Here is a 17,105-nt window from a genome sequence, read left to right on the forward strand (position 1 = left end):
CCGCGGACCTGGGCTGCGAGGTCGAGGAGGACCAGATGATGGAAGGCATCCTGAAGGTGGATGCCAACTTCCAGACCTCCACCTCCGGCATCTACGCCGCGGGCGACATCGTCCCCGGCTCGCGCCTCGCCCTCCGCGCCGCCGCCGAAGGCACGCGCGCCGCCCTCGGCATCCACAAGTCCCTCACCCCCGAAGACCGCAAGGTCTGAAGCTTCCTCGGACCGGACGAATCAACAGTCCGCGAATAGTTCTCCCTCCCCCAGGCAGTTTTGGGGGAGGGCCGGGGAGGGGGCCGCTCCCCGCCCCCCCCCATCCTCCGAAACGCACAAAATCCCCCCGTCCGCACCGGACGAGGGGATCACGGGCCATCGATCCACCCCGAAGCTCTTACCGCGACCGCGTGTCCGCCCGCCTCTCCACCGGCGCGCTCTCCGGCCACAGGCGGTTGCGGCCCTTGAGCAGCGGCGCCAGCGCGGCCAGCATCCCCGACACAGTCTGGAACCGGTTGCCCGCGTCGGCGTCCAGGCAGCGCAGGATCAGCCGCTCCAGCTCACCCGTGACCTGCGGGTTGTGCAGGTGCGGCGGCACGGGCGGGTGCGTGAGCTGCGGGTACCGCGTGGTCAGCTCGCGCGTGGTGAGCGCGCGCGGGCTGCCGTCGGTGTTGCGCGGGGAGATGGCGGTGGCAGCCGCGCGGGCGTCCCAATCGGCATCGTCGTCGTCGTCCCACTCGTCGTCGTCGTCCTCGGCGGGCTGCTCGCTGGGCCACTTGCCGGTGAGCAGCTCGTACAGCAGCGCGCCCAGGCCGTACACGTCTGTGGCGGGGCTCAGCGGGTCGCGGCGGATCTGCTCCGGCGCCATGTACGGCGCCGTCCCCAGCCGGTCCGCCGGCCGCCGCGCGGGCTCGATGGGCCGCACCACGTCGAAGTCCAGCAGCACCGGCACGCCCTCGCGCAGGTGGATGTTGGCGGGCTTAAGGTCGCGGTACAGGTAGCCGCAGCGGTGCAGGTAGTGGATGGCGGCGCCCACGTTCATGGTGGCGCGGATCGCATCCGGCACGTGCAGGCGGCGCTTGGGAAGGCCCTCCAGAACGTCGAAGAGCGACGGCCCGGCCAGGTACTCCAGCAGCATGTACGGCCGCCCGTCGGCCTCGCCGCTGCCGAAGAGCTGCACGATGTTGGGGTGGCGCAGCTTGGCCAGCACGCGCGCCTCGCGCCGCACCGAGGCGGGCAGCACCCCGTCCGCCCGCATGTGCGCGGGCGAGACGAGCTTGGCGGTCAGCGCGCACCAGTGCTTGTTGCTCCACACCTGGTACAGCTCGGTCACGCGGCCGCAGGCCAGGTGGCCGATGACCGTCAGGTCGCCCACGCGGTCGCCCACTGCCAGCGAGAACCGGGCGCGCGGCACGCTGGGCTCGTGCTCCCACCGGCGCGCGGCGGCCAGGCCCTGGTAGCGTGCGCGGGCGATCCCCGAATCGGGCATGTGTCTTGTATGAAAGAAGTTGAGACGCGAAGGCCGCGCCGCTCGTCATCAGGGTGATGCCGGCACGCACGGCATCTACGCAACGGCCGTACCCGCTCCCGCGGCGCCGGAACCCTGGCGCCGGGCACGGGTAGGCATGTATCGTGAACCCATCCCCCAGCCGAAGGTGATCCATGCTACGCCAATGTGCAGCCGCGCTCGCCGGCCTCACCGTGCTGGTGCTCGGCGCGGGCAAGGCCGGGGCCCAGACGCCGGCGGCGGAGTGGACCCCGCCCACGAACGAGATGCCGGCCATGCCGTCCATGGCCGACCTGCAGGGGAACTGGCAGTCCACCTTCGCCCAGTGGTTCCGTGGGGTGGATGCGGTCTCCGGCGTGTCGCTGGCGCAGGTGCAGGCCACGGGCGAGACCACGCGCGGCGGCGCCCGTGCGCGCTTCGTGCGCTTCATGGCGGGCCCGCGCCAGGTGGCCGTCTGGACCGACCGCAACGGCGACGGGCGCGCGGACATGATCGAGCTGTTCCGCAGCGGCGCCGTGGTGGTGCAGCTGGTGGACCCCACCTTCGGCGGCCACGCGCACGTGCTGCGGCTGTACGACGCCTCGGGCGCGCTGGCCCGCGAGACGCGCCTCCAGTAGCTCCCGCGTGACCGGCCGTGAGCTGCTGGCGGCCTACGCCGCCACCGCTTGGAAGGTCGATCTGCCCGCCGGCGTCGCCTGGGTCCGCCCGGGTGCCGCGGCGGACCCGGCGCTCCGCCCCGCAGGCATCGTCACGGCGCACAACCCCGCGTCGGACCCGAAAACCACCGAACGACAGAACCGAACTGCACAGGCGGCGCTCCTCCGCGAGCTTCGCCTGCGCCGCATCTCCTTCTTCCCCTCCCTCGCCATCCCCTCCGGCCCCGACGCCGAGCGCTGGACGGAGCCCGGCTTCGCCCTGGTGGATGTCGATCGCGCGACGGCGGTCGATCTTGGCAAACGCTTCGGCCAGAACGCCATCGTGTGGGTCGACACCGCGGGTCGCGTCACCCTCGTCGCGACACGGGCCGGGTTCTGCGGTGTCGAAGTCGGAGACGAGCTTCCGGTCTGACGACGCCGAGGCGCAAACTCACGCGCCGAGCGGCGTCGCAAGTGAGCTTGCTGACAACCTCCGACGCGGATCGATACTGCGGGAGCAGCCCGCGCAGGCGGGCTTCGCGCCGTGGTAGCCCGCGGCTTCAGCCGCCAGGGCGATGCGGTGCGGCGATCCACTTCACGCCGCACCGCAATTGCCGGATGCTTCATCCGCACGATCTTCATCTCTGCTCGAATCAAGACTGTTCCCTTCTCGGCGCGACTCTGTAGATTTGCCGGCTCACCCCGAGTCTTCCCGCCTGCATCCTCGCAGGCTGCGGACGAAGCGCGGCAAGCCTTCCGCAGCAAAGATCCACATCCCCTGAAATGGACCGGGAGATGCGGGGCGGCCCACGCGGTGCCCCGTCGAACCCGTTTTCGCCGAGATAATGCTCGTACAGAACCGCATGACCCGCGACCCCGTCGCGGTCTCTCCCGGCGACACGCTGGCGCACGCGGCGCGGCTCACCCGCGAGCACCGCATCCGCCACCTGCCCGTGGTCGCAGACGGAGAGCTCGTGGGCATCGTATCGGACCGCGACATCCGCCTCGCATCTCCCTCGCCGCTGGTGACGGCGGACGGGGAGGTGGCGGAGTTCATGGAAAGCACCCGCGTGGACGCGGTGATGACGCGCGACGTGGTGACCGTGGGCCCGTGCGAGGCGGTGGAGGAGGCGGCAAAGCTGATCTACCGCCGCCGCGTAGGCGCGCTCCCCGTGGTCGACGTGAACAACTGCCTCATCGGCATCCTGTCGGAGACCGACGTGCTGCGCGCGTTCGTGGAGATGGTAGGTGGCGTGGAGCCCTCCACGCGCCTGGAGGTGTCGCTTCCCGACCGGCCGGGCGAGCTGGCCCGTGCCGTCCGCGTCCTGGGCGAGGACCTGCGGCTCAACATCACCGGCATCCTCGTCTCGCAGGCGCGGCGGCAGGCGAGCAAGACGGCCATCGTCCACGTCGCCACCATCGACCCGCGCGAGGCCATCGCCGCGCTGGAGGCCGCGGGGTTCGTGGTCGGCTGGCCATCTCTCGAAACCGACCTGCGCCGCGGGATGGGCGAGTGAAGTCCGCCCTGATCTGGGACCCCGCCGTCCTGGAGTACCGCTTCCGGCCCGACCACCCGTTCAACCCCAAGCGCCTGGAGCTGGCCGTCTCCCTCATCGAGGCGATGGGGCTGGTGGACGACGGCGACCACCGCATCGTCGCCACCCGCGCCGCCACCGAGGCCGAGCTCCTGCGCGTCCACTCGCCCGAGTACGTGGAGGCCGTGAAGCGGCTGAGCAGCGGCGGCGACCCGGCCGAGGCGTGGCAGTGGGGCCTGGGCACCGACGACACGCCCGTGTTCCCCGGCATGCACGACGTCACCTCGCTCGTGGTGGGCGGCACCATCCGCGCGGCGGAGCTGGTGATGGGCGGCGAGGTGCAGCGCGCCTTCAACATCTGCGGCGGGCTGCACCACGCGCACCGCGACCGGGCCAGCGGCTTCTGCGTGTACAGCGACCTGGCGGCGGCCATCGCGTGGATCCGCGAGGCGCACGGGGCGCGGGTGATGTACGTGGACTACGACGCGCACCACGGCGACGGCGTGCAGGGCATCTTCTACGACGACCCGAACGTGCTCACCTACTCGGTGCACGAGAGCGGGCGCTACCTCTTCCCCGGCACCGGCTTCGTGGACGAGCTGGGCGACGGCGAGGGCTACGGCTACTCGCTGAACCTGCCGCTCGACGCGTTCACCGAAGACGAGTCGTGGATCGACCTCTACACCAGGTCGTTCACCGAGGCGGCCGAGGCGTTCCAGCCCGACGTGATCGTGCTCCAGAACGGCTGCGACGGGCACGTGCTGGACCCGCTCACCCACCTGCGCGGCACTACGCGGCTGTACGAGGAGACGGTGCGCGTGACGTGCGAGGTGGCCGACCGGCTGTGCGGCGGCCGCATCGTCGCCACGGGCGGCGGGGGATACGCGATCTGGCGCGTGGTGCCGCGGGCGTGGACGCTGGTGTGGGCCGGGCTGTCGGGCCAGGAAGCCGCGAAGTGCGTCCCGATGGAGTGGCTGAACCGCTGGCAGGGCGAGAGCCCGGAGCTGCTGCCCGACCGCCTGCGCGACGCGCCGGGCGACTTCGACCCGGTGCCGCGGCGAGCCGAGATCGAGGCGACCAACCGCCGCACGCTGGAATCGCTGCGCCGCCAGGCCCTGCCGCTCCTCCGTGGCTGGGGATTGGGGTTCTGATGATGGGCGCGCAGATGGAAGGCGCCGCCGTCAACCCAGCGCCGGCTGATGGAATCGCGGCGGCGCTCGATGAAGTGCCTTCGGTAGATGAAGTGCCTTCGGTAGATGAAGTGTCTTCGGTAGATGTAGTGCTTTCGGTAGATGACGTGCGTTCGAGAGATGGTGGGCCGACAGGTGCGGTGCATCCGCGCTCTCCCGTCTCACCGGCGGATGCAGCGCACGCGACCGCATCTCCCGCCGAAGCCGTACGCGAAGTGAGGACCGTGCCCATAGACCGCATCTTCTCCGACCACAACTGCACCGACAAGGAGGGCCGCGTGTTCACCGTTCGGCCCATGGCGCCCGGCGACAGGGCGAGCCTCGAAGAGTTCTACGCCGGCTTCGAGCCCAAGCGCGCCGCGCAGGGCCTGCCGCCCGAGGGGCCGGTGCGCGTGCGCCGGTGGCTGGACCACGTGCTGCCCGGCGGCACCCACCTGATCGTGGAGACCGACGGGCGCCTCGTGGGTCACGCGCTGCTGATGCCCACTGAGCGCGAGGGCATGCGCGAGTACGCCATCTTCCTGCACCAGGACGTGCGGGGGAAGGGCCTGGGCACGCAGGTCAACCGCCGCTCGGCCGAGATCGCGCGCACCATGCGCCTGGACCGCCTCTGGCTCTCGGTGGAGCCCGGGAACCGGCCCGCGCTACGCTCCTACGAGAAGGCCGGCTTCCGCTTCCGCCCGGGCACCATCTACTCCCCCGAGCTGGAAATGGAGATGGAGTTGTAGCACCCGCTCGCCGACGCTCCATCTCCCGTCCCAACCCGAAGCCGCACTCCCGGCGCGCAACCCTGCCAAACATCGCGACGCACCTTCCGCCGACCGCCTCCAACCGGCGACAAATTCCGCTTGTCTATTGCCACGACGAGCATCCCGGCCTCGCCGGGTGTACGAACGCCCGGCTACGAACTGCGGTCGTCCTCCGGACGAAGTCCGTCGCCGCCGCACGGGACTCGGTCGACCCGCCCTCCAGCAGCGCGCGGCGCGAGTCGCCCGAGCACCGGCGGCGGGGAGCCCGCTCGCAGAGCGCGAAGGCCCCAACATGTGACACAGCCGCGCCTTCCCCAGCTTGCGGGGGAGGGCAGGCGAGCCTTGCGAGCCGGGTGAGGGCCTTCCCCCTTCCCTCGCGAGCAACTACGTTCGCCTGAATCAGCGGATCTTCACCTCCACCCTCTTCACCCCATGCGAATGATCCCGTCACACCCGTCGCCGCGCGGAGCCTCGCGCGCGCTCGCCCTCGCCGCCGCGATGGCGGCGCTCGCCCCGTGCGCCGCCGCGGCGCAGGGCGCCATGAACGCCGCCCCGCCGCCGCTGAAGGTGGTGGACGTGGCGTACATGGACCGCTCTGCCAACGCCTGCACCGACTTCTTCCAGTTCGCGAACGGCGGCTGGCTGGGGCACGACACCATCCCCGCCGCGTACTCCACCTCGGGCGTGGGGCGCGACATGAGCGACCGCAACGAGCTGGTCGTGCGGTCCGTGCTGGACGACGCGATGGCCAAGCGCGCGACGCTCCCGGAGAGCAGCACCGAGCGCAAGCTGGGCACCTTCTACGGAAGCTGCATGGACTCCACCGCCATCGAGCGCGCCGGCGCCGACCCCGTGCGTCCCTCGCTGGCGCGCATCGCCGGGGTGGGCACGCGGGCCGGGCTGCTGCGCGAGATCGCGGCCCAGCAGCTCGCCGGCTCCAACGTCGTCTTCTCCTACAACCCCGACGTCGACGCGCACGACGCCGCGCACTACATCGCCGCCGTGCATGCCGGCGGGCTGGGGCTGCCCGACCGCGACTACTACTTCAACACCGGGCCGGCGGCAGACTCGCTGCGCCGGGCGTACGTGGCCCACGTTGCGCGCCTCTTCACCCTGGCAGGCCAGCCCGCCGCCGCCGCGCAGGCCGACGCGCGCCAGGTGATGGCGCTGGAGACGGAGATGGCGCGGGCCACCCTGACCCGCGTGGCGCAGCGCGACCCCGCGGCGACGGACCACCCCATGCCGGTGTCGCAGCTCCGCTCGCTGGCGCCGAACGTGGACTGGGCCGCGTACTTCGCCGCCATGGGCATCGCCGCGCCCGTGCAGCGCGTGAACGTGACGCAGCCGGAGTTCGTGCGCCGCGTGGGCACGCTGCTCGCCGGCGCGCCGCTGCCGCAGTGGAAGGCGTACCTGCGCTATCACGCACTCAGCGACGCCGCGCCGTGGCTGAGCACGCCGTTCGTGCAGGAGAACTTCGCGTTCGGCGCGCGCTTCACCGGCGCGCGCCAGCTGCTGCCGCGCTGGAAGCGATGCCTACGCGCCACCGACGGCACCATCGGCGAGGCGCTGGGCGAGGCGTACGTCGCCAAGACCTTCCCGCCGCAGGCCCGCGACCGCGCCCGCGCCGTCATCGACGACATCCGCGCCTCGTTCGGCGAGCGCATCCGCCACCTGGACTGGATGTCCGACACCACCCGCGCCCGCGCGCTCGACAAGCTGGCCCAGATGAACGAGAAGGTGGGCTATCCCGAGCAGTGGCGCGACTACTCCCGGCTTCAGGTGGCGGAGGGGCCGTTCTACTCCAACCTCGTGCGCGCCAGCGCGTTCGAGGCGCAGCGCACGGCCAACCGCCCAGGCCAGCCGGTGGACAAGACCGAGTGGGAGATGACGGTGCCCACCGTCAACGCGTACTACGACCCCACCAAGAACGAGATGGTCTTCCCCGCGGGCGCGCTGGCGCCGCAGACCTTCGACCCCAACGCCGACGACGCCGCCAACTACGGCGCGCTGGGCGGCAGCTGGGCGGGCCACGAGCTCACGCACGGCTTCGACGACGAGGGCCGCCACTACGACGCCCGCGGCAACCTGCGCGACTGGTGGACGCCGGGGGACTCGGTGCACTTCTCGCAGCAGGCCACGCGCGTGGCCGAGCAGTTCAACCGCTACGTGCAGGTCGACACCTTCCACGTGAACGGCCGCCTCACGCTGGGCGAAAACATCGCCGACTACGGCGGCCTGCTCACCGCGTACGACGCGCTCCAGCGCGCCCTCCAGCGCAACGGGCGCCCCGCCCCCATCGAGGGCTTCACGCCCGAGCAGCGCTTCTTCATCGGCTACGCGCAGAGCTGGCGCAGCAACACGCGGCCAGAAGCCATGCGCAACCGCGTCACGGTGGATCCGCACGCGCCGGAGCGGTGGCGCGTGAACGGACCGCTCTCGAACATGCCGTCGTTCGCCGCGGCGTTCGGCTGCAAGGCCGGCGACCCGATGGTGCGCCCGGCAAACGAGATCCCGTCGATCTGGTGATCCCGGCGCCCTCCGTCTGACGAGGCGCGGATCGGAAGAGTACGAGAGCACCTCCGCCGTCGTGGCGGGGGTGCTCTTTTTCGTGGGACGGCTCAGTAGTGTCCGGTTAAGAAAGCGGCGAACTCGTGTAAGCGGTGGCGATTGCTCTGGTTACCGGACCCACGAAGCGAGAACGATTTGAACTGAGCGCTTGCCGAGCCCATCCTGTCGCATCTCGTGTACAGGAGAGGCCTGATGAACCAGGGACGTACTGTCTTCGCGCAGGTGATCGCGCATGCTCCTCACAAGGCGTTTCAGCATTGTGTGGCCCGGTATCCAGGCGTGCGTCGTGCCCGCCGCTTCACGTGCTGGGATCAGTTCCTGTGCATGGTCTTCGCCCAGCTCACCTATCGCGAGAGCTTGCGCGACATCGAAGCATGCTTGGGTGCGGTCCCGGAGCGGCTCTACCACATGGGCATCCGCAGCCTAGTCTCCCGATCCACGCTGGCCGACGCCAACGAGAGGCGAGACTGGCGTATCTACGCGGATTTCGCGCAGGTGCTGATCGCCGAAGCCAGGCTCCTCTACGCGGAAGACGACTTCGGCGTGACCCTGGAGGAGACGGTCTACGCGCTCGACTCCACCACGATCGGCCTGTGCCTCTCCCTCTTCCCCTGGGCACCGTTCCGGCGGACGAAGGCGGGCATCAAGCTCCACACGCTGCTCGACCTCAAAGGCAGCATCCCCTCTTTCCTGAGGATCACTCCGGCCCGCACTTCGGACGTCTCGCTCTTCGACGAGCTGCCCCTGGAGGCCGGCGCGATCTACGTGATGGACCGCGGCTACGTGGACTTCGCCCGTCTGCATCGCTTCACACGCGCCCAGGCCAGCTTCGTCGTCCGTGCCAAGAAGAACCTGCGCTTCCAGCGCCGCTACTCCCACGAGGTGGATCGCTCCACCGGGCTGCTCTGCGACCAGACCATCTCGCTCGTCACCCCGCGCTCGCGCGACGGCTACCCGGACCCCTTGCGGCGCGTCCGCTCCCGCGATCCGGTAAGTGGCAGGCGCATCACGTTGCTGACCAACAACTTTGTCCTGAGCGCCTGGGAGATTGCCGAGCTGTATCGATGCCGCTGGCAGGTGGAGCTTTTCTTCAAGTGGATCAAGCAGCACCTGCGTATCAAGGCGTTCTACGGCACTTCCGACAACGCCGTACGCACACAGATCTGGATTGCCATCTCCTCCTACGTGCTCGTCGCCATCCTCAAGAAGCGCCTTCAGACCGAGCTCAATCTCTACACAATGCTACAGATCCTCAGCGTCAGCCTCTTCGAGAAAACTGAGCTAGGAGATACGTTTTCGCCTGCAAAGTCCCGAATATCGCAGGAATCGACTTGCAAGCAGTTGCTGCTCTTCGACTTATAGCCGGACACTTGTGGGGACGGCTGGGGAGATGCGGGGTCGGCGCCCGCCGGTTCGTCTCTTGCGGCAGGGCGCCGGGAAAGCACGGGAGATGCGCATCGCTCTCCCCCACGATCCGGCACACACGATGGAGGCACGGGTGAAGTACAGAGGCGCCGTTCACGGACGCAGAGGCAAGGCGCTCCGGTGGCTGCTCGGCATCGCCGCGCTGGCGATCCTGCTGTGGGTCGCGCGCCGCGTCGCCGTCCCCGCATCTCCCGAGACGGACGCGGGCGCATCTGCCGCCGCCGCGGACACCGCGAAGGGCGACGCCACCGCTGCAGGAGCGGCCACCGCCCCCACGGCGAAGACACCGGACGGCCGGCCCACGCCGGGCACCCCCGTGGGCCACCCGTAGCACGCCTCGCATCTACCGAAACCCCGAGCCACATCCTCCCGAGACTGGCCATCTTCGCGTCTCGACCGGGCCGACAGGCGGGTCCGCCCTCCGTCGCGCGGCGACGGTCTCGCGCGATGGGAGGGCCGCACGGGCGCCAACCTTGCAGCCGCGCCGGCCGAAGATATGGCACCCAACACCACACACGGAGAGATCCGCTTGCGCAGACTCGTCGTCCGTTCCGTGCTCGCGCTGGCGCTCGCGCCCGTCGCTTGCGCTCCCGCCACGCGGCCGTCCGCCGGGCCATCGCCCGCGCCCGGTGACAGCGTGGAGCGCCCGGCGCCGCGGGCCATCCCGGTGCCGCAGAGCTTTCGCGACGCCGTGCAGCGCGGCACGCGGACGGCCACGGGGCAGCCGGGGCCCCGCTACTGGCAGCAGCGCGTGCGCTACGAGATCCGCGCGGAGCTGGAGCCGCACACGGCCGCGCTGCGGGGGCACGAGCGCATCGTGTACGTGAACCACGCGCCGGGGCCGCTGCCCGCGGTGCTCTTCAACCTCTACCAGAACCTCTTCTCGTCGCACTACCTGACCGCGCAGAACCCGCTCAACACCGGCGGGCTCGCGCTGGAGCGCGTGGCGGTGGGCGGGCGGGCACTGTCCGCCATCCCCCAGGCGGCGATGGAGGCGGCGAAGAGCGGCACGCCGCTGCCCACCGGCTACGGGGTGGACGGCACGATGGGCGTCGTCGTCCTCCCGCAGCCCGTGGCGAGCGGCGACAGCGTGACGTTCGAGATCGACTGGCACTTCAAGGTGCCCCCCGCGGGCGCGCCGCGGACCGGGTGGGAGGACGCCCTGGGTGGCCGCGTGTTCCAGGTCGCGCAGTGGTATCCGCAGGTCGCCACGTACGACGACGTGGCGGGCCCCGACGTGACGCCGTACACCGGCAACAGCGAGTTCTACCTGGAGTACGGCGACTTCGACGTGGACCTCACCCTGCCGGCGGGGTGGATCGTGGGCGCCACGGGCACGCTCCGGAATGCGGACGAGGTTCTGCCGCCGGAGACGCGCCGCCGCCTGGACCTGGCGCTGTCCGGCGACACCGTCGTCCACGTCCTCACCAGCGCCGACCTGGGCTCGCGCGCCACGCTACGCGGCGCGGACGGGCGCACGACGTGGCGCTTCTCCGCGCGCGACGTGCGCGACTTCGCCTTCGCCACGTCCGACCGCTACCTGTGGGACGCCACCCGCGCCACGATCCCGCAGGACGGCGGCACCAGCCGGACGGTGGCCGTGCACTCGCTCTACCGCCGCGGCGCGCCGGGCTGGGGGCTCTCCGCGCGGTACGGGCAGCACGCGGTGGGCTTCCTCAGCCGGCTGCTCATCCCGTACATCTACCCGCAGGTCACGGTGAGCGAGGGGCCGGAGTACGGGATGGAGTACCCGCAGCTCGTCTTCATCGGCCGGCCCAGCAGTTCGCGCGAGCTGGAGGCGGTGATCGCGCACGAGGTGGGGCACGAGTGGTTCCCCATGATGGTGGGGCCGGACGAGAGCGCGTTTGCGTGGATGGACGAGGGCATCAACACCTACGACGAGGCCCGCGCCACGGCCGACTACTTCCCCGGCAGCGACCCCTGGGAGGAGCCGCGGGCCGCGTACCTGGGCATCGCGCGCAGCAAGGCCGAGGTGCCCATGATGCACCCTATCGACGACGTGAAGGAGCCCGCCAGCGGCATCGCGGCGTACTTCAAGCCCGGCACCGTGCTGCGCTCGCTGAACGCCGTCGTCGGCGACTCGGTGTACCGCCTGGCCATGCGCACGTACTCGCGCGATTGGCTGCTGAAGCACCCGTACCCGTGGGACTTCTTCGACACCTTCGAACGGGTGAGCGGGCGCGACCTGGACTGGTTCATCGAGCCGTGGTGGTTCCGCACCGCCACGCTGGACCAGGCGGTGGGCGCGGTCACGCAGGCGCCCGGCGGCGTCACCGTCACCGTGCGCGACCTGGGCGATGCACCCGCCCCCGCGATCGTCGTCGCCACGCTGGCGGACGGCACGACGGCCCGCGCCACCATCCCCGGCGAGCGGTTCGCCGTCGACCGCCGCCGCACGGTGAGCGTCACGATCCCCGCCACCGCCCGCGCCGTCCGTGTGGAGATCGACCCCGAGCAGCTCTTCCCCGACACCAACCGCCGCAACAACGTCTGGACCGCCCCCAATCCGTAGATGCGGTAGATGCGGTAGATGCGGTAGATGCGGTAGATGCGGTAGATGCGGTAGATGCGGTAGATGCGGTAGATGCGGTAGATGCGGTAGATGCGGGGAAGAGGTGGGTTGAGCAGATAGGCGGCAAGGTCGATGAGCCGCCGCGTCGGCCCGCGACATCACGGCAGATGCGCAGCGGGCACCGCACGACGGGCGCCTCTCGCCGGTAGGGCCCGACCTGCGTGTCGGGCCGGGGTGGGGACGGCGAACGAAATCGAATGAGCGACGGCACGATCATCCGATGCGAGGAACGGTGCCGAGCGGACAAGGTTGTCGGCGCGGCGCCGTTCCGCCGTTCCCAAAAGAAGATGTGCGGCGAGAGACCGGCGGGCGGTTTCGCCGGGCTCACGCCGGGGCGGGGAGACCCCGGACGGAGGCCAACAGCAGTACCGTTGGCCGGAGGAGGAGGCTCCCCGACCCCGCGTAGGAGACGGACGGGCAAGCAGTACCGCCCGGCCGGCTCCGGAGCGGCCCATCCGAAGCGCACCTTCGCCCGCCGGCCGGAACGACGAACGGGGAGCCACCCGCCATGGATGGCTCCCCGTCGTGTACCGATCAACCTTCAGCTACGCTCTATCCTACTCCCCCAACTCCATCCAGCGAAAAAGCTTACTGGACGGTGAGCGTGCCCTTCATGCCCATGGGCGCGTGCGGGTCGCACTGGAACTTGTACGTGCCCGCGTCCATGGTCACCTGCAGGTCGTAGCTCTGGCCGGGCGCGGCCAGGTACGGGCTGGGCGCGGGCAGGTTCGCCGCTCCGGGGTTCTCGGCCGCCGTGAAGTCGACGTTGTGCTGCGCGCCGCCGTCGCTCACGAAGTGGATCACGTCGCCCTTCTTGGCGGTGATCTCCGACGGCTGGAACTGGCCCGCCGCGCCGCTCTGCGTGGTCACCATCTTCACCTCGATGGTGTTGCCGGCCGCCGCGGGTGCCGCCGCCGCCGGGGCAGCCGCCGCCGTGCCCGTGTCGGCCGCGGGGGCCGCCTGCTCGCCGCTGCCGGCCTTGTCGCCGCCGCCGCACGCGGCCGCGAGAACGATCAGTCCCAGCGCGGGAAGCTTGAGAAGTTCGCGCTTGAAGCTGGACATGTGTCTCTCCTGAGCTTGAGTTCGTTCCGATCCAGAATGCCGCTGGATGCCGTGAATCTACCGTCCGGCGGGCCACCGCGCAGTCGGGAAACGCGCGGCCCGCACCGGTGCGATCCCCCGCCCCGCGTGGGAGATCGCCCCACAAGGTACCCGCCGGGGCCGCTGCCGCAACCCCGCCTCGGTGTCACATGCCCAGCGCAGCGCGGATGGTGAGCGGGATGCGCTCCTTGGTCCACGGCGGGCTGAAGGTCAGCTCCACGTCGGCCTGCTCCACGCCTTCCACGCCCTCGACCGCGGCGCGCGCCTGGTCCAGGATGTCGCCCGCCACGGGGCAGCCGGGCGAGGTGAGCGTCATGGTCACGTCCACCCGCCCGCCGTCGATCCGGATGTCGTAGATGAGGCCCAGCACCACCAGGTCCAGGTGCATCTCCGGGTCCTTGACCTTGCGGAGGGCCTTCTTCACGGCTGCTTCGGTAACCATCGTTCGGCTCGTGGGTTAGGTTCTTGCGGAGAGGGCTCCGCGGGCCGCAGCATAGCCCTTGCGCGGCGGTGCTGTCAATGGCATGTGGGTGCCGCTTGCCACCGCCGCCCGTAGCAGTATCTTGTCGGCGGCCCGCGGCGGAACATCCGTTCGCAGGGCCGCCCGCCGCCGCAACGACAGACGCAGAAGCCGACCGTGACCCGTCCCGACCCCACGCCCGTGCGCCGCATCGCCATCAACACCGGCGGCGGAGACGCTCCGGGCCTCAACGCCGTGATCCGCGCGGCGACCTTGGCCGCGCTCCGGGAAGGGTGGGAGGTGCTGGGCATCCGCCGCGGCTACATGGGCCTGCTGGAGGACGAGGTCGACGACGAGCCGGGCATCTTCCCGCTCAACGCCCACGCCGTGCGCGGCATCCACCACCTGGGCGGCACCATCCTGGGCACCACCACGCGCGGGAACCCGTTCGGGCTGGAGGTCAAGCAGCCAGACGGCACCTGGGGCACCGAGGACCGCTCGCAGGAGATCGTGGACCGCTTCCGCGAGCTGCGCATCGACGCGCTCATCGCCATCGGCGGCGACGGCTCGCTCAACATCGCGCACGCCCTGCACGCCAAGGGGCTGCCAGTGGTGGGCGTGCCCAAGACGATCGACAACGACCTGCGCGCCACCGACCTCACCTTCGGCTTCCAGACCGCGGTCGAGGTCGCCACCGACGCCATCGACCGGCTGCACTCCACCGCCGAGGCGCACCAGCGCTGCATGATCGTGCAGGTGATGGGGCGCCACACCGGCTGGATCGCGCTCGAGTCCGGCCTGGCCGGCGGCGCCGACGTGATCCTGCTGCCCGAGATCCCGTACTCGGTCGACCGCATCGCAGACAAGGTGCGCGGCCGCGACGCCGCCCGCCGGCGCTTCAGCATCGTGGTGGTCGCCGAGGGCGCGCACCCGGCCAACGGCTCGCCCAGCTACGCCGACCCCACCGGCCGCTACGGCGGCATCGCCGACCGGCTGGCGGTGGAGATCGAGGCCGCCACGGGCAAGGAGACGCGCAGCCTGGTGCTGGGCCACATCCAGCGCGGCGGCAGCCCCATCGCGTACGACCGCAACCTGGCACTGCGCTTCGGCGCCGCCGCCGTGCGCTGCATCCGCGAGGGGGAGCTGGGCACCATGGTCGCGCTCCAGGGCGGCAGCGTCCGCTCGGTCCCTCTGGGCGACGCCGTGGGCGAGCTCAAGCGCGTGCCGCTGGAGGGCGACATGATGCAGGCCGCCCGCCAGCTCGGCGTCTCCTTCGGCGACTGACGCGACCGCATCTCCGCACGCGCGATACGCTCGGCGGACCCGCGGATTCTGCACGATTCGAGGGATTTTCCCGGACGAACGTTCGGCAGGTTACGCCCGGTCGGTACCGGCAGCCCAGCAGGCGCGCCGAAAAGCCACCCGAGAAGTGGCGTGGAACACATGATGCATCGCGCCCGGCCGCGCCCCTGTGGCCGGCGCGGCGCTCCAGCAGCCGCGGACCGTCGCCGCAGCACCGCACCGGTGCCGCACTCCCGGCGCCGCATCCCCCAGCACATCCCGATGCCTGCAACGACCCAGCCGCGAATGCGCGACGAAGCTGCGACGGCCGCCCTTCCCGGCGTTCACCCCGCCGCGCAGGTCGCGCTCGCCTTCGCCGCCGTGCCGCTCCAGGGCGCGCCAGACGCGGTAGCCGCCGCCTGCGTGGAGGCCGCGCGCCGCGTGACCGGCGGGCCGGCGTGGATCGGCGTGCCCACCCGCCCCGTGCCGCTCTCCGTGGGCGACGCGCGCGAGGGGCTGGCGCCGCTGCTCCGCTTTCCCGCCCCCGGCGGCGAGGGCGAGCTGTGGGTGGGCGAGGCGCGCGCCGCCGCCCTCCCCGCCGACGTCCGCGACGCCGTGGCGGGGCAGATGGAGCGCATCTGGCAGATCCAGGAGCAGCGCGCCGCGCAGGCGCTGGAGCTGGACCAGCTGCGCTTCCACCTCACCGCGCTCCAGCAGGTCGCCCGCACCCTCGCCGTCGTCCGCGGCGCCGAGGAGACCGAGCGCCTGGTGCTGGACTCGGTGGGCGAGGTCTTCTTCGCCTGGTGGGCCGCGCTGTACCACACCGACGGCGAGCAGTACACCTGCCGCGCCGTTCGCTCGCTGCGTGGCGAGAGCGTCGCCTACGCCATCCCCGCGCGCGTCGTCCGCCAGATCGCCGCGCCCGGCGAGCCGCCCGTCATCCCCAGCGAAGACGCCGAGATCCGCGACCACGTGCCCGCCGAGGTGGCCGTCGTGGCGCCCCTCGACTTCGGCGACGGCGGCGCGGGGCTGCTCATCCTGGGCAAGCGCATGACCGAGGCGCCGTACGAGCCGCACGACCTGGCCCTACTGCGCGCCCTCGCCGACTCGTCGGCCATCGCGCTCCGCAATGCCGAGCTGGTGGACCGGCTGCGCGCGCAGGCCACCATCGACCCGCTCACGGGCTGCCACAACCGCCGGGGGTTCGACGAGATCCTCACGGTCGAGTTCGCCCGCGCCAAACGCCACGGGCGACCGCTCTCGGTGGTCCTGCTGGACATCGACCACTTCAAGCACGTCAACGACGACTTCGGGCACGAGGTGGGCGACCACGCGCTGCAGCGCATCGGCCGCGCCGTGCGCCACGCCTTTCAGACCAGCGACAGCGCGTGCCGGTACGGCGGCGAGGAGTTCGCGCTCATCTTCCCGGAGAAGGACAAGGAAGAGGCCAAGCTGCTTGCCGAGCGCCTGCGCCTGCTCATCGAGTCGCTGCCGCCCAACGCCGAGGTGCCGCGGGCGATGACCGCCAGCTTCGGACTCGCCTCGTTCCCCGACGACGCCGGCGAGCCCGCCGACCTGATACGCGCCGCCGACCGGGCGCTGTACCAGGCCAAGGCCCGCGGCCGCAACCGCGTAGAGGCGGCCTGAGCCGCCGCGCACTCCACAACCGAACCGTACCGAGGCTCCCATAACACCGCTCAGCCCCAAGCAGCGCGCGCACCTGCGCTCCCTGGCCCACCACCTCAAGCCCGTGCTGCACGTGGGCAAGGAAGGCGTGACCGACGCCGCCGTCCACGCGCTCGAGGAGGCGTTCAACACTCGCGAGCTGCTCAAGGTCAAAGTGCAGGAGGCCGCCCCCGCGCCCGTGCGCGAAGCCGGCGAGGAGCTGGCCGGCCGCATCCCCGGCGCCGTCGTCGTGCAGACCATCGGCCGCACCGCCGTCCTCTACCGCCCCGACCCCGACAAGCCGGAGATCCAGCTCCCCCGCGCCTGACTTCGGGAGATGCGCATCCCCGCGCTCGAAACACCAAAGCGGCTCCGCCGGCCATCACGGCGACGGAGCCGCTCTGTT

The 17,105-nt window shown here is 71.2% G+C and carries 16 protein-coding genes; 13 read left to right on the forward strand and 3 right to left on the reverse strand.

Annotation, left to right across the window (positions count from 1 at the left end):
- Nucleotides 1-209 (forward strand): hypothetical protein (locus VFE05_10310; GenBank protein HET6230449.1); only part of this gene is annotated, 209 nt, incomplete at its 5' end.
- Between the two features lie 178 nt (nt 210-387).
- Here VFE05_10310 and VFE05_10315 read toward each other — a convergent pair.
- Nucleotides 388-1,479, reverse strand: coding sequence for a serine/threonine-protein kinase (locus VFE05_10315; GenBank protein ID HET6230450.1), 1,092 nt, complete (start codon nt 1,477-1,479; stop codon nt 388-390).
- 173 nt (nt 1,480-1,652) lie between these two features.
- Between VFE05_10315 and VFE05_10320 the strand changes: the two genes are divergently transcribed.
- The 9 genes from VFE05_10320 to VFE05_10360 all read left to right on the forward strand — a co-directional run bounded on the left by VFE05_10320 (nt 1,653) and on the right by VFE05_10360 (nt 12,132).
- Nucleotides 1,653-2,114, forward strand: coding sequence for a hypothetical protein (locus VFE05_10320; GenBank protein ID HET6230451.1), 462 nt, complete (start codon nt 1,653-1,655; stop codon nt 2,112-2,114).
- A 7-nt stretch (nt 2,115-2,121) separates the two neighbouring features.
- Nucleotides 2,122-2,565: a DUF3293 domain-containing protein gene (locus VFE05_10325; protein ID HET6230452.1), complete on the forward strand. Its 444-nt coding sequence runs from the start codon at nt 2,122-2,124 to the stop codon at nt 2,563-2,565.
- A 412-nt stretch (nt 2,566-2,977) separates the two neighbouring features.
- Nucleotides 2,978-3,649, forward strand: a complete 672-nt coding sequence (locus VFE05_10330) for a CBS and ACT domain-containing protein (GenBank protein ID HET6230453.1) — start codon at nt 2,978-2,980, stop codon at nt 3,647-3,649.
- Entirely contained in the window at nt 3,646-4,818 is a 1,173-nt protein-coding gene (locus VFE05_10335) for an acetoin utilization protein AcuC (GenBank protein HET6230454.1), read from the forward strand. The genes VFE05_10330 and VFE05_10335 overlap by 4 nt, the downstream gene beginning before the upstream one ends.
- A gap of 263 nt (nt 4,819-5,081) precedes the next feature.
- Nucleotides 5,082-5,585 (forward strand): GNAT family N-acetyltransferase, encoded by a 504-nt coding sequence (locus VFE05_10340; protein ID HET6230455.1) that lies wholly within the window; start codon nt 5,082-5,084, stop codon nt 5,583-5,585.
- Nucleotides 5,586-6,044: 459 nt separating this feature from the next.
- Nucleotides 6,045-8,132, forward strand: coding sequence for a M13 family metallopeptidase (locus VFE05_10345; GenBank protein ID HET6230456.1), 2,088 nt, complete (start codon nt 6,045-6,047; stop codon nt 8,130-8,132).
- A 234-nt stretch (nt 8,133-8,366) separates the two neighbouring features.
- Nucleotides 8,367-9,536: an IS4 family transposase gene (locus VFE05_10350; GenBank protein ID HET6230457.1), complete on the forward strand. Its 1,170-nt coding sequence runs from the start codon at nt 8,367-8,369 to the stop codon at nt 9,534-9,536.
- 136 nt (nt 9,537-9,672) lie between these two features.
- A complete protein-coding gene (locus tag VFE05_10355; GenBank protein HET6230458.1) occupies nt 9,673-9,930 on the forward strand; it encodes a hypothetical protein in 258 nt (85 codons plus the stop codon).
- A 198-nt stretch (nt 9,931-10,128) separates the two neighbouring features.
- Complete coding sequence (locus VFE05_10360) at nt 10,129-12,132, forward strand: M1 family aminopeptidase (GenBank protein HET6230459.1); 2,004 nt, start codon at nt 10,129-10,131, stop codon at nt 12,130-12,132.
- Nucleotides 12,133-12,780: 648 nt separating this feature from the next.
- Here VFE05_10360 and VFE05_10365 read toward each other — a convergent pair.
- Nucleotides 12,781-13,254 (reverse strand): plastocyanin/azurin family copper-binding protein, encoded by a 474-nt coding sequence (locus VFE05_10365; protein HET6230460.1) that lies wholly within the window; start codon nt 13,252-13,254, stop codon nt 12,781-12,783.
- Nucleotides 13,255-13,438: 184 nt separating this feature from the next.
- On the reverse strand, nt 13,439-13,735 hold the full coding sequence (locus tag VFE05_10370) for a metal-sulfur cluster assembly factor (GenBank protein ID HET6230461.1): 297 nt from the start codon (nt 13,733-13,735) through the stop codon (nt 13,439-13,441).
- Nucleotides 13,736-13,930: 195 nt separating this feature from the next.
- On the opposite strand from VFE05_10370, the gene VFE05_10375 reads away from it, so the two are divergent.
- From VFE05_10375 to yhbY, 3 genes are all read left to right on the forward strand, one after another.
- On the forward strand, nt 13,931-15,037 hold the full coding sequence (locus VFE05_10375; protein HET6230462.1) for an ATP-dependent 6-phosphofructokinase: 1,107 nt from the start codon (nt 13,931-13,933) through the stop codon (nt 15,035-15,037).
- Between the two features lie 303 nt (nt 15,038-15,340).
- The gene (locus VFE05_10380) at nt 15,341-16,681 is read left to right on the forward strand and encodes a sensor domain-containing diguanylate cyclase (GenBank protein ID HET6230463.1); all 1,341 of its coding nucleotides are present in this window, start codon (nt 15,341-15,343) and stop codon (nt 16,679-16,681) included.
- 40 nt (nt 16,682-16,721) lie between these two features.
- Nucleotides 16,722-17,027, forward strand: coding sequence for a ribosome assembly RNA-binding protein YhbY (yhbY, locus tag VFE05_10385; GenBank protein HET6230464.1), 306 nt, complete (start codon nt 16,722-16,724; stop codon nt 17,025-17,027).
- Nucleotides 17,028-17,105: the final 78 nt, after the last annotated feature.

The sequence above is a fragment of the Longimicrobiaceae bacterium genome, from assembly GCA_035696245.1.
GTDB lineage: Bacteria > Gemmatimonadota > Gemmatimonadetes > Longimicrobiales > Longimicrobiaceae > DASRQW01.

Bases quoted from the DNA above. Each gene is read 5' to 3' on its own strand.
- VFE05_10330 (HET6230453.1), top strand. From the start codon at position 2,978: ATGCTCGTACAGAACCGCATGACCCGCGACCCCGTCGCGGTCTCTCCC.
- VFE05_10350 (HET6230457.1), top strand. From the start codon at position 8,367: ATGAACCAGGGACGTACTGTCTTCGCGCAGGTGATCGCGCATGCTCCT.
- VFE05_10380 (HET6230463.1), top strand. From the start codon at position 15,341: ATGCGCGACGAAGCTGCGACGGCCGCCCTTCCCGGCGTTCACCCCGCC.
- VFE05_10365 (HET6230460.1), bottom strand. From the start codon at position 13,254: ATGTCCAGCTTCAAGCGCGAACTTCTCAAGCTTCCCGCGCTGGGACTG.
- VFE05_10345 (HET6230456.1), top strand. From the start codon at position 6,045: ATGATCCCGTCACACCCGTCGCCGCGCGGAGCCTCGCGCGCGCTCGCC.
- VFE05_10370 (HET6230461.1), bottom strand. From the start codon at position 13,735: ATGGTTACCGAAGCAGCCGTGAAGAAGGCCCTCCGCAAGGTCAAGGAC.
- VFE05_10315 (HET6230450.1), bottom strand. From the start codon at position 1,479: ATGCCCGATTCGGGGATCGCCCGCGCACGCTACCAGGGCCTGGCCGCC.
- VFE05_10320 (HET6230451.1), top strand. From the start codon at position 1,653: ATGCTACGCCAATGTGCAGCCGCGCTCGCCGGCCTCACCGTGCTGGTG.